An 11734-nucleotide genomic window follows, 5' to 3' on the forward strand; every position below is an offset into this window, starting at 1 on the left:
TCTCCTCACAAACACAGATCGGGTTCCAACTATTTGGAAACCCTGGTTAAATTAATCCGCGACATTCTCTAGAGGTGAAATGAGAGACGTCGTGTAGTTCTTGTTTCAGGTCGAAACCCGAAATTGTATTGGGTGGTAGATAAAGTCACCCGAAATACGATTTGTTCAAAATCAGCAAAAAAGCTTAGATTCCCAACAAAAATGCCCATTCGGCGGCGGATTATATGCCAATCCGTCCGCCTGTCAATGGGTAAGTCTTACTTAAGGAAATTAGCGATCTGACTCGCCACTTCCTCAATTGATTGCATACCGTCCACTTTGTGCAGATTGCCTTTCTCTTCATAGTAAGGCAGCACAGGCGCTGTTTGCTCGTGATAAACCGCTAGACGCTTCTTAAGCGTTTCTGCATTGTCATCCGCACGACGCTCTGCTTCAGGTGTCTCGCTGGCACGTTGTTCAATACGGCTGAAAAGAATCTGCTCATCAACAACGATCTCAATCGTGCTGTCTAGCTTAAGACCTTTTTCTTGCAACATAGCGTCCAGGCCTTCGGCTTGGGCAACTGTCCGTGGAAAACCGTCTAGAATGAAACCGTTCTTACAATCGGCTTCATCAATACGGTCAGAAATAATACCGATGATCAGATCATCAGCAACCAACTGACCAGCATCCATAACAGACTTGGCTTGTTTACCAAGCTCTGTGCCTGCAGCAACTGCTGCTCTTAACATGTCACCTGTTGAAAGCTGCACGATGTTGTGCTGCTCTACCAGGATTGTTGCCTGTGTACCCTTACCCGCGCCCGGAGGGCCAAACAATACTATGTTCATCCACGCCTACCCTTTAGTTTTGATTTTTTAATTAGGCCTTCATACTGATGAGCCACCAGGTGAGAATGGATCTGTCCGACCGTATCCATTGTTACGGAAACGACAATCAGAAGACTTGTCCCGCCAAAATAGAATGGTACAGCATATTGAGAGATCAAAATCTCAGGTAGCAAACATACAGCTACAAGATATGCAGCCCCAGCGATTGTTAGCCGATTGATGATATAGTCAAGATGTGCCGCTGTGTTTTTTCCGGGACGAATGCCTGGAACAAAACCGCCATTTTTCTTAAGATTGTCAGCTGTCTCTTCTGTATTAAAGACAATGGTCTTGTAGAAGAAGGCAAAGAAGGCGATCAGCGTACTGAAAAGAAGCATGTAACCAACTGTACCACGCCCTAGGTTCGCAGTAACCCAAGTCAGCCACTCGGAACTACCGGCAGAGAACTGAGCTGCTGTAATAGGCATTAGCAACAAAGAGGATGCAAAGATTGGCGGGATCACACCTGACACGTTCAGCTTGATTGGCAGATGCGAAGAATCACCACCGAACATTTTATTGCCAACCTGACGTTTTGGATACTGGACAATCACTTTACGATGCGCACGTTCAAAGCAAACAATACCAGCAATAACAAGCGGAACCAGCAAGATGATCAAAGCAACAAAACCATTACTTTGGCTCAGCTGGAATGTTTGCGCAAGCGCAGAAGGCAAGCCGGCAACGATACCAGAGAAGATAATAAGTGAGATACCGTTACCGATACCGCGCTGCGTAATCTGCTCGCCCAACCACATCAGGAAGATTGTACCACCTGTCAGCGTAATAACAGTTGTCAGCTCAAAGAAAACTCCCGGATTAATAACAGCGGCCCCAAAATCCTGAGCTCCTTGTAAACCACGGGCAATACCATAGGCCTGAACAGCGGCGAGTACCACTGTACCGTAACGTGTGTATTGATTGATTTTTTTACGACCGGCTTCACCTTCTTTTTTGAGGGCTTCAATCTGCGGAGAGATCGCGGTCATCAACTGCATAATAATCGATGCAGAAATATACGGCATGATGTTCAGTGCGAGAATTGTCATTCTCTCAAGAGCACCACCGGAAAAGAGGTTAAACATTCCAAGCACGCCGCCCGCCTGCGCGTTAAAGGCTTGTTGGAATACAATAGGATCAATTCCGGGAAGAGGAATATAAGTTCCTAGACGATACACAATAAGCGCACCCAGGGTGAACCAGATACGCTTTTTCAAATCTGTGGCTTTAGAAAACGCACTAAGATTAATATTCGCGGCTAATTGCTCAGCAGCAGATGCCATATGCCTATTCCCGGTAATATAAAAATTGACTAAAAAATACTAAAGGCAGAAACCCCCATCAAAAGAAAGGGATTTCTGCCTTTACAAAATTACTTGCTCGCAGGAACGGTGACAGAGCCACCTGATTTCTCTACGGCTGCAATAGCAGCGGCGGAAGCGCCAGCAACAGTGATTTCCACTTTTGCTTTCAGTTCGCCGTTCGCCAACAGGCGAATGCCGTCACGAGCATTGGTAATAATACCAGAAGTAACAAGAACTTCTTGATCGATCGGCTTTTTAGCATCGATTTTCTTAGCGTCAATCGCTGCCTGAAGACGACCAATGTTCAAAGGAACATAGTTCTTCCGGAAGATGTTGTTAAATCCACGTTTCGGCAGACGACGATGCAACGGCATCTGACCGCCTTCGAAGCCTTTAATGCTTACGCCGGAACGAGACTTCTGACCCTTGTGTCCGCCACCGGCATTCTTGCCGTAGCCGGAACCAGTACCACGACCGACGCGTTTGCGATCTTTCGTAGCACCTGGGTTATCGGAAAGCTGATTTAGCTTCATCGTAATGGTCCCAGTTTCTCCTTCTTGTCAAGATAGTGGGAGGCCCTTAGGCCTCCACCACCTTAACAAGATGGCTAACCTTGTTGATCATGCCACGTACGGAAGGTGTATCTTCCAATGTACGACGGCGGTTCATTTTATTGAGGCCCAGACCAACAAGTGTTGCGCGCTGATCTTTAGTCCGTCCGATTGGACTTCCTACCTGTACCACAGTAATTGTTTTTTTAGCTGCCATGGTATTTATCCTTGAGCTTCTGTGCCTGCAGCACGGTTGCCTAGAATATCAGAAACCTTCTTACCGCGACGCTGAGCAACCATACGAGGGCTACGCGAACGCGTCAGGCCATCAATAGCAGCTTTAATCAGGTTGTGCGGGTTCGAAGTACCTGTGGACTTAGAGACCACATCCTGAACACCAAGAGCTTCAAAAACGGCACGGAGAGGACCACCGGCAATAATACCGGTACCCACTGGTGCACTGCGCATTACAACATGGCCTGCACCGTAATGACCTTTGATGTCATGGTGCAAAGTACGGCCCTCACGAAGAGGAACACGAACCATGTTCTGTTTTGCAGCTTCCGTAGCCTTACGAATTGCTTCAGGAACTTCACGGGCTTTACCAGTGCCATGACCTACGCGTCCACGACCGTCACCAACGACGACAATAGCTGCGAAGCCAAAACGACGGCCACCTTTGACCACCTTAGCAACACGGTTAATACCAACCAGTTTTTCGATCAGTTCCGGTTCATCGCGGTTGCGATCGTCTCTACGACCGCGATTTTCTTTTTGAGAACGTGCCATAAAACTAGTCCCCTTAGAACTTTAAGCCAGCTTCACGGGCAGCATCAGCCAAGGCTTTAATACGACCGTGAAAAATGTATCCACCACGGTCGAAAACGACGTCCGTGATACCGGCGGCGACGGCACGCTCTGCTACGAGTTTTCCAACCTTGATGGCAGCATCTTTATCTGCCCCAGTTTTCAATTCGCTTTTCAGAGCTCCGTCCAGGGTTGACGCAGCGGCAACAGTGACACCCTGCTTGTCATCAATCACTTGAGCATAAATATTTTTGCTCGAACGAAATACTGACAGGCGAGGACGACCATTACCCGTGCGCCGTAGCTGTGTACGAACGCGACTTTTGCGGCGATCGTGCAATGAGATAAGCTTACGCATGGGTTACTTCTTCTTGCCTTCTTTGCGCAGAATGACTTCATCCGCGTACTTAACACCTTTGCCTTTGTAAGGCTCTGGTGGGCGGTACCCACGAATGACAGCAGCCACCTGGCCGACTTTCTGCTTGTCGATCCCCGAAACAGCAACAGCTGTTGGCTTTTCACATTTGATTGTAATGCCTTCCGGAATTGGGAAGAGTACATCATGTGAATAGCCAAGCTGCAGATTCAAGGTATTACCCTGAACAGCCGCGCGATAACCAACACCGTTAATCTCAAGGTTCTTGGTGTAACCTTCGGAAACACCAGTAACCAGATTCTGGACACGACTGCGAGCAGTACCCCACATAGAGCGAGCACGCTTGCTGTCATTAGCTGGAGTGACCGTAACTTTTCCCTCATCAAGAGAAAAAGTTACATCATCCGTAGCTGCGAAGCTGAGTTCACCCAGCTTCCCTTTTGCAGAGACGACATTGCCGTCAATCTTTAGTTCGACCCCACTTGGTACTTCTACGGGGTTCTTGCCTACACGAGACATATCAAACTCCCTTAGAATACCTGGCAGAGAACCTCACCACCAACATTGGCGGTACGGGCCTCTTGATCGGACATTACGCCGCTAGGCGTAGAAAGAATGGTGACACCAAGTCCGTTGTAGTAGCGTGGTAGCTCTTTAATTTTAGAGTACACACGACGACCAGGACGTGACACACGGCTGATTTCAGAAATCGCCGGATCACCATCTGCGTATTTCAGTTCGATTGCTAGTTCACTAATACCAGCACGAACGTCAACTTTACTAAATCCACGAATAAAACCTTCGCGTTTTAGAACTTCGAGTACATTGGCACGCAGCTTAGAAGCTGGCGCGCGAACGACGCTTTTACCAACCCGTTGTCCGTTACGGATGCGGGTTAGCATATCCCCTAAAGGATCGCTCATCGCCATATCGTCGGTCCTTCCTTACCAGCTCGATTTAACGACACCAGGTGCCTGGCCGACAGAGGCCAGATCACGAAGTGCGATACGAGAGAGCTTGAACTTACGATAAAATCCACGAGGACGTCCTGTGACGCCACAACGGTTACGTATGCGGATCTTTGCACCGTCACGAGGCAACTGAGCCAATTTCATGCTAGCCTGGAAGATTTCTTCCGGGGAAGCTGAACGGTCTGTTGCAATCGCCTTAAGCGCAGCACGCTTGTCAGCTTGCTTTGCTACCATACGGCGGCGTTTTTCGTTCTTAGCAATGGCACTTTTCTTAGCCATTTTACTATTCCTTTCTGCCCGTTCAGTTAGCGAACGGCATGTCGAACCTGGCAAGGAGAGCTTTCGCTTCCTCATCGGTTTTCGCCGTGGTGCAGATGGTAATATTCATCCCGCGGATTTCGTCTACGCGATCGTATTCGATTTCCGGGAAAACAATCTGCTCCTTGAGTCCCATGTTATAGTTTCCAAGGCCGTCAAATGCATTGCCTTTCACGCCGCGAAAATCACGAACACGTGGAAGAGCAATCGTCACAAGACGATCAAGGAATTCATACATGCGATCGCCGCGCAGTGTCACCTTACAGCCTAGTGGCATATCTTCACGAACCTTGAAACCCGCGATGGATTTCTTGGCACGTGTGATAACAGGTTTTTGCGCTGCAATTGCTTCTAGTTCAGAAGCTGCATGCTTAACCTTTTTGGTGTCCTGTACGGCTTTACCAACACCGATATTAAGCACGATTTTCTCAAGCTTAGGAATCTGCATTGGGTTAGTGTAGTTAAATTCGCCCTTAAGAGCGTCTCTAACTTCACTGTTGTAATGTGCCTTCAAGCGTGGCTGTGTCATGGTCAACCTCGCCCTATACATCAACTACTTCGCCAGATTTCTTGGCGAAGCGCACTTTGCGATCCCCTTCTGTACGGAGGCCAACGCGTGTGGCATCCCCAGATTTAGGGTCAACTAGTGCAATATTAGAGATATGAACGGAAGCTTCTTGCTCGATGATTCCGCCCTGTGATGTCTGGGAAGCAGACTGGTGCTTCTTCACGACGTTTACGCCTTGTACTACAACGCGGTCTTCGTCGCGAAGTACTCGAAGCACTTCGCCTTTTTTACCCTTGTCACGACCGGTTGTAAGAACAACCTGATCGCCTTTTTTGATCTTAAACTTTTTGCTCATTACAGCACCTCAGGCGCCAATGACACGATTTTCATGAAGCTGCGCGCACGCAATTCACGGGTAACCGGGCCGAAAATACGAGTACCAATAGGCTCATTTGATTTGTTAATCAAAACAGCCGCATTGGTGTCAAAGCGGATCGAGGTGCCGTCTTGACGACGGATTTCTTTTGCCGTGCGTACAATCACGGCACGATGTACATCACCTTTTTTGACTTTGCCACGTGGAATTGCTTCCTTGACAGAGACTTTGATGACGTCACCGATACTGGCGGTTTTACGTTTGGAACCACCAAGCACCTTGATGCACTGTACTCTACGAGCACCGGAGTTGTCAGCTACTTCAAGCTGAGACTGCATCTGGATCATGGCTATATCCTAAATACTATGCTTCGGTAGAAGCGTCACTGACCACTTCCCAAGACTTAGTCTTGGAAATTGGACTGCATTCACGAATCTTGACGACATCTCCCGCTTTTACTGCGTTGGTCTCGTCATGAGCGTGATACTTCTTCGAACGCTTAATGAACTTCTTGTAGATCGGGTGCATAACGCGACGTTCTACAAGAACAGTAATAGTCTTGTCGGTCTTATCGCTAACTACGACACCCTGCAACACACGCCGTGGCATTGTGTAAACTCCTTAAGAAGCTGCCTGCAGAGACTGCAGGACAGTTTTAACTCGTGCAATGTCGCGGCGAACCTGACGACAACGAGCCGTGTTTTCAAGCTGACCGCTGGCTTGTTGGAAGCGGAGGTTAAACTGCTCTTTACGCAACTTTACCATCTCTTCTTTAAGCTCATCAGCCGTTTTAGTACGGAGATCACTTGATTTCATTAGTTCACTCCTTCACCCGGACGAACAATAAATTTCGTCTGAATTGGTAGTTTAGCAGATGCCAACGAGAAAGCCTCGCGAGCAACGTCCAAAGGAACACCATCGAGTTCAAAGATGACACGACCAGGTTTAACCCTAGCTGCCCACCATTCGATGTTACCTTTACCTTTACCCTGACGAACTTCTGCTGGCTTCGATGAAACCGGCACGTCTGGGAAGATGCGGATCCATAACTTACCGACACGTTTCATATGACGTGTAACGGTACGACGGGCCGCTTCGATTTGTCGGGCAGATACACGACCAGGGGTTACGGCTTTAAGACCGTAGGCACCAAAATTCAATTGGGTACCACCCTTAGCATTACCGTGGATCCGGCCTTTATGTGCTTTGCGGAACTTAGTCCGCTTTGGCTGCAACATATTACTATTTCCTCAAGCTAAGCCCGTTACGAACGAGCGGCCTGTGAATCCTGAGATCGCTTATCCATGGCCATTGGGTCATGTTCCATGATCTCGCCCTTGAAGATCCATACCTTCACACCACAAATACCGAAAGTGGTGGATGCACGGGACTCAGCGTAATCAACTTCCGCACGAAGTGTGTGGAGTGGAACACGTCCTTCACGATACCATTCAGTACGAGCAATCTCAGCACCACCCAAACGGCCAGCACAGTTGATACGAATGCCCTGTGCGCCGAGACGCATAGCAGACTGAACAGATCGTTTCATAGCACGACGGAAAGCCACACGACGTTCTAACTGACTACAGATGTTGTCTGCAACCAATTTCGCATCAATTTCTGGTTTCCGGATTTCTACGATATTCAGATGTACTTCGCTAGAAGTAAGTTTCTGAAGCTCACGACGCAGTTTTTCAATATCCGATCCCTTTTTACCGATTACAACGCCCGGACGGGCAGTGTAAATGGTAACACGGGCTTTCTTAGCTGGACGCTCGATAATGATCCGAGAAACACCAGCTTGTTTCAAGCGCTCACGCAGAAACTCACGGATGCCAAGATCTTCATGAAGCAGATCAGCATAGTCACTATCTGCAAACCAACGAGAATCCCAGGTCCGGATGATACCGACACGAAGGCCGATAGGATTAATCTTCTGACCCATTACGCTGTCTCCTCGCGTTCACGGACAACAACTGTCAATTGGCTCCAAGGCTTGAGCAAACGGCCAACACGACCGCGAGCACGTGCCCGGAAACGCTTCATGACAAAGCTTTTACCGACGAAAGCCTCAGATACAAAGAGACGATCTACATCAAGCTGATGGTTGTTTTCAGCATTAGCAATTGCAGACTGAAGTGCTTTTTTCACTTCAATAGCAATACGACGCTTGGAGAAAGTCAGTTCTGCCAAAGCAGATTCTGCAGATTTCCCACGAATGCTTGCCGCAACCAGGTTTAATTTGCGTGGTGAAGTGCGAAGGTTAACAGCAATAGCACGAGCTTCATTGTCAGCTAACGCACGATCACGTTTTGACTTACTCATTTTCTGCCTTTCTTCGCTTTCTTATCCACTGCGTGACCCCAATAGGTACGCGATGGAGCGAATTCACCGAATTTATGGCCAACCATATTCTCAGTTACAAGAACTGGGATGTGCTTACGGCCGTTGTACACACCAAAAGTCAAACCAACAAACTGTGGCATGATGGTGGAACGACGGGACCATGTCTTAATAATTTCGTTACGACCCGCGCTACGCACGGTCTCAGCCTTCTTTAACAGACAGGCATCAACAAACGGGCCTTTCCAAACGGAACGAGCCATATGGCCATCCCCTCACTTAGCGTTTCTGATGACGACGACGGATAATTAGTCCATCGGTCTTCTTGTTGGAGCGAGTACGAGCACCCTTTGTAGGTTTCCCCCAAGGAGTGACCGGGTGACGACCACCCGATGTACGACCTTCACCACCACCGTGCGGGTGGTCCACCGGGTTCATAGCGACACCACGAACAGACGGACGCTTGCCAAGCCAACGATTACGGCCAGCTTTACCAAGCTTCTGGTTCGAATTGTCCGGGTTGGACACGGATCCAACCGTCGCCATGCATTCGGCGCGTACCATACGTAACTCGCCTGAGTTCAAGCGAATTTGGGCATATCCTGCATCGCGACCAACCAACTGTACATACGTACCGGCTGAACGAGCAATCTGCCCACCCTTGCCAGCCTTCAGCTCGACATTGTGGACAATAGTACCCACAGGAATCGCGCTAAGTGGCATAGCATTACCAGGCTTAACATCGGTTTTAGCACCAGAAATGACACTATCACCGACCTGCAGGCGCTGAGGAGCCAAGATATAAGCTTGCTCACCATCTGCATATTCGATTAAGGCGATAAACGCCGTACGGTTCGGATCGTACTCAATGCGCTGTACAGTAGCAGCAACATCAAACTTTGTACGTTTGAAGTCGATGATACGGTAAGAACGCTTATGTCCACCGCCGCGACGGCGCATGGTGATCCGACCATTATTATTACGTCCACCTGACTTTGTAAGACCTTCAGTTAATTTCTTAACTGGCTTGCCTTTGTAAAGATCAGAGCGATCAATCAACACCAGGTTTCTTTGACTTGGTGTGACTGGATTAAAAGTTTTCAACGCCATCGGATTAAATTCCCGTCGTCACGTCGATGCTTTCCCCGTCAGGCAGGGAAATAATAGCCTTTTTGACGTCTGAACGACGACCAGGGCGACCTTTGAAACGTTTTGTTTTGCCTTTAACGCGAAGGGTGTTAACCGCTTCGACCTTAACGCCAAACAAACCTTCAATAGCCAAACTGATTTCGGGCTTAGAAGCATCAAGCGGAACTTGGAAGGTAACCTGGTTGTTTTCTGAACCAAGAGTAGCCTTCTCGGTGATGACCGGACGACGGATGATTTCATACATCCGTTCTTTAGAAATGGTCACCGGCTTGGTGTTACGTGCGCGTGCTCTGCTCATTTTAGACGCGCCTCCAGCGCTTCAACAGCATCCTTGGTCAGAACCAATGTGTCGCGACGCAGAATATCAAACACGTTAGCGCCCTGCTGTGGCAGAACATCAACACATGGGATATTGCGAGAAGCACGAGCAAAACCTTCGTTCACTGACGCGCCGTCGATAACAAGAGCTGAAGACCAGCCCAGTGCTGCCAACTGCTTAACCAATGCAGAAGTTTTTGGTTCTTTGACTTCGGTGTTATCAAGAACAACCAACTTACCTTCAGCAGCTTTTGCTGAAAGTGCAGTTTTAAGAGCAAGAAGACGAACTTTCTTTGGAAGATCGTGAGAATGATCCTGAACGCGAGGTCCATGAACAACACCACCACCACGGAAGATGTTCGCACGAATAGAACCGTGACGAGCGCCGCCACCTTTCTGATTCTTGATCTTACGGGTTGAACCGCGAACTTCGCCGCGTTCTTTAACCTTGTGTGTGCCAGCACGACGCTTGGCAAGCTGATAGTTGACCATACGTGCAAGTAAATCAGCACGAACTGGAAGACCGAACACAGCTTCGTTCAGTTCAACTTCACCAGCTTTTTTATTTTCGAGGGATGTAACCGCGATCTTCATGGTTATTGACCCTTCTCTTCAGCAGCAGGAGCTTCAGCAGCAGCAGCTTTTAGACCAGCTGGGAACGGAACACCTTCAGGAAGTGCACGCTTCACAGCATCGCTAATGTAAACCCAACCGCCTTTTGAGCCAGGAATAGCACCCTTAACAAGGATCAAGCCATTGTCACCATCGGTAGCAACGATTTCCAAATTCTGGGTAGTCACACGACGATCACCCATGTGACCAGCCATTTTCTTACCCTTGAACACCTTACCAGGATCCTGACTGTTACCAGTAGAACCGTGACTACGGTGAGAAACGGAAACACCGTGCGTAGCACGTAGACCACCAAAATTATGACGCTTCATCGCACCAGCGAAACCTTTACCGATAGAAGTACCGGTAACGTCTACATACTGACCTGCAACAAAGTGACCCGCATCCAGCTCAACACCGACATCCAAAAGGGCGTCTGCTGATACGCGAAATTCTGCTGTATGTTTCTTTGGAGCAACCTTAGCTTTGGCATAATGACCACGCTCAGCTTTACTCACATTTTTCACCTTGGCTACACCAGAGCCAAGCTGAATCGCATTATAGCCGTCCGTCTCTTGATTACGGACCGCAACAACCTGACAGCTCTCTAGCTTCAAAACAGTTACTGGAACATGATTTCCAGCTTCTGTGAAGACGCGAGACATACCAAGTTTCTGCGCAATAAGACCCGTACGCATTGCTTAGCCTTTCAGTTTAATCTCAACATCAACACCAGCCGCAAGATCAAGCTTCATAAGCGCGTCTACGGTTTGCGGTGTTGGCTCAACGATGTCGATAAGACGCTTATGAGTTCTGATTTCGAACTGCTCACGACTCTTCTTATCGATGTGAGGACCACGAAGGACTGTAAATTTCTCAATGCGAGTCGGTAGTGGAATAGGACCTTGAACCTGCGCACCTGTGCGCTTGGCAGTCCCAACGATCTCAGATGTAGATTGGTCTAGGACCCTATGATCGTACGCCTTTAGGCGAATTCTAATATTCTGGCTGGACATTCTCAGCCACCCTTGATTAACCCGTTCGTACCATTCGCGGCATTGGAACGCAGTTAACCCCTTTCAGAGTTAATATAAACAATTTTGTCACAAAAAGAAGCGACGGTGCGTTCTTTACCAAAACGCACCGTCGCTATCAACAACTATTTTACTTTTTTTATTTTGAGATGCTTGAAACGACACCGGCACCAACGGTACGGCCGCCTTCACGGATCG

Annotated in this window: 23 protein-coding genes; all 23 read right to left on the bottom strand. The window is 48.4% G+C overall.

Annotated elements, in window-relative coordinates:
- Window positions 1-257: 257 nt before the first annotated feature.
- The 23 genes from WH96_RS08810 to rpsJ all read right to left on the bottom strand — a co-directional run bounded on the left by WH96_RS08810 (window position 258) and on the right by rpsJ (window position 11518).
- Window positions 258-830 carry an adenylate kinase gene (locus tag WH96_RS08810; protein WP_047763784.1) on the bottom strand — a complete coding sequence of 191 codons (573 nt, stop codon included), beginning with the start codon at window positions 828-830 and terminating at the stop codon, window positions 258-260.
- Entirely contained in the window at window positions 827-2152 is a 1326-nt protein-coding gene (gene secY, locus WH96_RS08815; protein WP_047763785.1) for a preprotein translocase subunit SecY, read from the bottom strand. Before secY ends, WH96_RS08810 begins: the two co-directional genes overlap by 4 nt.
- A gap of 89 nt (window positions 2153-2241) precedes the next feature.
- Window positions 2242-2706, bottom strand: coding sequence for a 50S ribosomal protein L15 (gene rplO, locus WH96_RS08820; RefSeq protein WP_052742166.1), 465 nt, complete (start codon window positions 2704-2706; stop codon window positions 2242-2244).
- A 46-nt stretch (window positions 2707-2752) separates the two neighbouring features.
- Window positions 2753-2941, bottom strand: a complete 189-nt coding sequence (gene rpmD / locus WH96_RS08825; protein ID WP_046510036.1) for a 50S ribosomal protein L30 — start codon at window positions 2939-2941, stop codon at window positions 2753-2755.
- 5 nt (window positions 2942-2946) lie between these two features.
- A complete protein-coding gene (gene rpsE / locus WH96_RS08830) occupies window positions 2947-3513 on the bottom strand; it encodes a 30S ribosomal protein S5 (RefSeq protein WP_047763786.1) in 567 nt (188 codons plus the stop codon).
- Window positions 3514-3526: 13 nt separating this feature from the next.
- Complete coding sequence (rplR, locus tag WH96_RS08835; RefSeq protein WP_047763787.1) at window positions 3527-3889, bottom strand: 50S ribosomal protein L18; 363 nt, start codon at window positions 3887-3889, stop codon at window positions 3527-3529.
- A gap of 3 nt (window positions 3890-3892) precedes the next feature.
- Window positions 3893-4426, bottom strand: a complete 534-nt coding sequence (gene rplF / locus WH96_RS08840; protein ID WP_047763788.1) for a 50S ribosomal protein L6 — start codon at window positions 4424-4426, stop codon at window positions 3893-3895.
- An 11-nt stretch (window positions 4427-4437) separates the two neighbouring features.
- Window positions 4438-4836: a 30S ribosomal protein S8 gene (gene rpsH / locus WH96_RS08845; protein WP_047763789.1), complete on the bottom strand. Its 399-nt coding sequence runs from the start codon at window positions 4834-4836 to the stop codon at window positions 4438-4440.
- Between the two features lie 15 nt (window positions 4837-4851).
- Entirely contained in the window at window positions 4852-5157 is a 306-nt protein-coding gene (rpsN, locus tag WH96_RS08850; protein ID WP_047763790.1) for a 30S ribosomal protein S14, read from the bottom strand.
- A 22-nt stretch (window positions 5158-5179) separates the two neighbouring features.
- Complete coding sequence (rplE, locus tag WH96_RS08855; protein WP_047763791.1) at window positions 5180-5725, bottom strand: 50S ribosomal protein L5; 546 nt, start codon at window positions 5723-5725, stop codon at window positions 5180-5182.
- Window positions 5726-5738: 13 nt separating this feature from the next.
- The gene (rplX, locus tag WH96_RS08860) at window positions 5739-6059 is read right to left on the bottom strand and encodes a 50S ribosomal protein L24 (RefSeq protein WP_047763792.1); all 321 of its coding nucleotides are present in this window, start codon (window positions 6057-6059) and stop codon (window positions 5739-5741) included.
- On the bottom strand, window positions 6059-6427 hold the full coding sequence (gene rplN / locus WH96_RS08865; RefSeq protein ID WP_047763793.1) for a 50S ribosomal protein L14: 369 nt from the start codon (window positions 6425-6427) through the stop codon (window positions 6059-6061). The genes rplX and rplN overlap by 1 nt, the downstream gene beginning before the upstream one ends.
- Before the next feature lie 16 nt (window positions 6428-6443).
- Window positions 6444-6689 (bottom strand): 30S ribosomal protein S17, encoded by a 246-nt coding sequence (rpsQ, locus tag WH96_RS08870; RefSeq protein WP_046510028.1) that lies wholly within the window; start codon window positions 6687-6689, stop codon window positions 6444-6446.
- 12 nt (window positions 6690-6701) lie between these two features.
- On the bottom strand, window positions 6702-6896 hold the full coding sequence (rpmC, locus tag WH96_RS08875) for a 50S ribosomal protein L29 (RefSeq protein ID WP_046510027.1): 195 nt from the start codon (window positions 6894-6896) through the stop codon (window positions 6702-6704).
- Window positions 6896-7318, bottom strand: coding sequence for a 50S ribosomal protein L16 (gene rplP, locus WH96_RS08880; protein ID WP_047763794.1), 423 nt, complete (start codon window positions 7316-7318; stop codon window positions 6896-6898). Before rplP ends, rpmC begins: the two co-directional genes overlap by 1 nt.
- 26 nt (window positions 7319-7344) lie before the next feature.
- Window positions 7345-8025 carry a 30S ribosomal protein S3 gene (gene rpsC / locus WH96_RS08885; protein ID WP_047763795.1) on the bottom strand — a complete coding sequence of 227 codons (681 nt, stop codon included), beginning with the start codon at window positions 8023-8025 and terminating at the stop codon, window positions 7345-7347.
- Complete coding sequence (gene rplV / locus WH96_RS08890; protein WP_046510024.1) at window positions 8025-8405, bottom strand: 50S ribosomal protein L22; 381 nt, start codon at window positions 8403-8405, stop codon at window positions 8025-8027. The genes rpsC and rplV overlap by 1 nt, the downstream gene beginning before the upstream one ends.
- Window positions 8402-8686 (bottom strand): 30S ribosomal protein S19, encoded by a 285-nt coding sequence (gene rpsS, locus WH96_RS08895; RefSeq protein WP_046510023.1) that lies wholly within the window; start codon window positions 8684-8686, stop codon window positions 8402-8404. The genes rplV and rpsS overlap by 4 nt, the downstream gene beginning before the upstream one ends.
- Window positions 8687-8702: 16 nt before the next feature.
- A complete protein-coding gene (rplB, locus tag WH96_RS08900; protein ID WP_046510022.1) occupies window positions 8703-9533 on the bottom strand; it encodes a 50S ribosomal protein L2 in 831 nt (276 codons plus the stop codon).
- 4 nt (window positions 9534-9537) lie between these two features.
- Window positions 9538-9870 (bottom strand): 50S ribosomal protein L23, encoded by a 333-nt coding sequence (locus WH96_RS08905; protein ID WP_047763796.1) that lies wholly within the window; start codon window positions 9868-9870, stop codon window positions 9538-9540.
- Window positions 9867-10484, bottom strand: a complete 618-nt coding sequence (gene rplD, locus WH96_RS08910) for a 50S ribosomal protein L4 (protein ID WP_047763797.1) — start codon at window positions 10482-10484, stop codon at window positions 9867-9869. Before rplD ends, WH96_RS08905 begins: the two co-directional genes overlap by 4 nt.
- A 2-nt stretch (window positions 10485-10486) precedes the next feature.
- Window positions 10487-11200 (bottom strand): 50S ribosomal protein L3, encoded by a 714-nt coding sequence (rplC, locus tag WH96_RS08915; protein ID WP_047763798.1) that lies wholly within the window; start codon window positions 11198-11200, stop codon window positions 10487-10489.
- A 3-nt stretch (window positions 11201-11203) separates the two neighbouring features.
- A complete protein-coding gene (gene rpsJ / locus WH96_RS08920) occupies window positions 11204-11518 on the bottom strand; it encodes a 30S ribosomal protein S10 (protein ID WP_046510018.1) in 315 nt (104 codons plus the stop codon).
- Window positions 11519-11734 lie beyond the last annotated feature (216 nt).

It is taken from the genome of Kiloniella spongiae, assembly GCF_001026905.1.
Classification (GTDB): Bacteria; Pseudomonadota; Alphaproteobacteria; order Kiloniellales; family Kiloniellaceae; genus Kiloniella; species Kiloniella spongiae.

Coding starts and splice junctions, on each gene's coding strand:
- WH96_RS08810 (WP_047763784.1), bottom strand. CDS start 830: ATGAACATAGTATTGTTTGGCCCTCCGGGCGCGGGTAAGGGTACACAG.
- secY (WP_047763785.1), bottom strand. CDS start 2,152: ATGGCATCTGCTGCTGAGCAATTAGCCGCGAATATTAATCTTAGTGCG.
- rplO (WP_052742166.1), bottom strand. CDS start 2,706: ATGAAGCTAAATCAGCTTTCCGATAACCCAGGTGCTACGAAAGATCGC.
- rpmD (WP_046510036.1), bottom strand. CDS start 2,941: ATGGCAGCTAAAAAAACAATTACTGTGGTACAGGTAGGAAGTCCAATC.
- rpsE (WP_047763786.1), bottom strand. CDS start 3,513: ATGGCACGTTCTCAAAAAGAAAATCGCGGTCGTAGAGACGATCGCAAC.
- rplR (WP_047763787.1), bottom strand. CDS start 3,889: ATGCGTAAGCTTATCTCATTGCACGATCGCCGCAAAAGTCGCGTTCGT.
- rplF (WP_047763788.1), bottom strand. CDS start 4,426: ATGTCTCGTGTAGGCAAGAACCCCGTAGAAGTACCAAGTGGGGTCGAA.
- rpsH (WP_047763789.1), bottom strand. CDS start 4,836: ATGGCGATGAGCGATCCTTTAGGGGATATGCTAACCCGCATCCGTAAC.
- rpsN (WP_047763790.1), bottom strand. CDS start 5,157: ATGGCTAAGAAAAGTGCCATTGCTAAGAACGAAAAACGCCGCCGTATG.
- rplE (WP_047763791.1), bottom strand. CDS start 5,725: ATGACACAGCCACGCTTGAAGGCACATTACAACAGTGAAGTTAGAGAC.
- rplX (WP_047763792.1), bottom strand. CDS start 6,059: ATGAGCAAAAAGTTTAAGATCAAAAAAGGCGATCAGGTTGTTCTTACA.
- rplN (WP_047763793.1), bottom strand. CDS start 6,427: ATGATCCAGATGCAGTCTCAGCTTGAAGTAGCTGACAACTCCGGTGCT.
- rpsQ (WP_046510028.1), bottom strand. CDS start 6,689: ATGCCACGGCGTGTGTTGCAGGGTGTCGTAGTTAGCGATAAGACCGAC.
- rpmC (WP_046510027.1), bottom strand. CDS start 6,896: ATGAAATCAAGTGATCTCCGTACTAAAACGGCTGATGAGCTTAAAGAA.
- rplP (WP_047763794.1), bottom strand. CDS start 7,318: ATGTTGCAGCCAAAGCGGACTAAGTTCCGCAAAGCACATAAAGGCCGG.
- rpsC (WP_047763795.1), bottom strand. CDS start 8,025: ATGGGTCAGAAGATTAATCCTATCGGCCTTCGTGTCGGTATCATCCGG.
- rplV (WP_046510024.1), bottom strand. CDS start 8,405: ATGAGTAAGTCAAAACGTGATCGTGCGTTAGCTGACAATGAAGCTCGT.
- rpsS (WP_046510023.1), bottom strand. CDS start 8,686: ATGGCTCGTTCCGTTTGGAAAGGCCCGTTTGTTGATGCCTGTCTGTTA.
- rplB (WP_046510022.1), bottom strand. CDS start 9,533: ATGGCGTTGAAAACTTTTAATCCAGTCACACCAAGTCAAAGAAACCTG.
- WH96_RS08905 (WP_047763796.1), bottom strand. CDS start 9,870: ATGAGCAGAGCACGCGCACGTAACACCAAGCCGGTGACCATTTCTAAA.
- rplD (WP_047763797.1), bottom strand. CDS start 10,484: ATGAAGATCGCGGTTACATCCCTCGAAAATAAAAAAGCTGGTGAAGTT.
- rplC (WP_047763798.1), bottom strand. CDS start 11,200: ATGCGTACGGGTCTTATTGCGCAGAAACTTGGTATGTCTCGCGTCTTC.
- rpsJ (WP_046510018.1), bottom strand. CDS start 11,518: ATGTCCAGCCAGAATATTAGAATTCGCCTAAAGGCGTACGATCATAGG.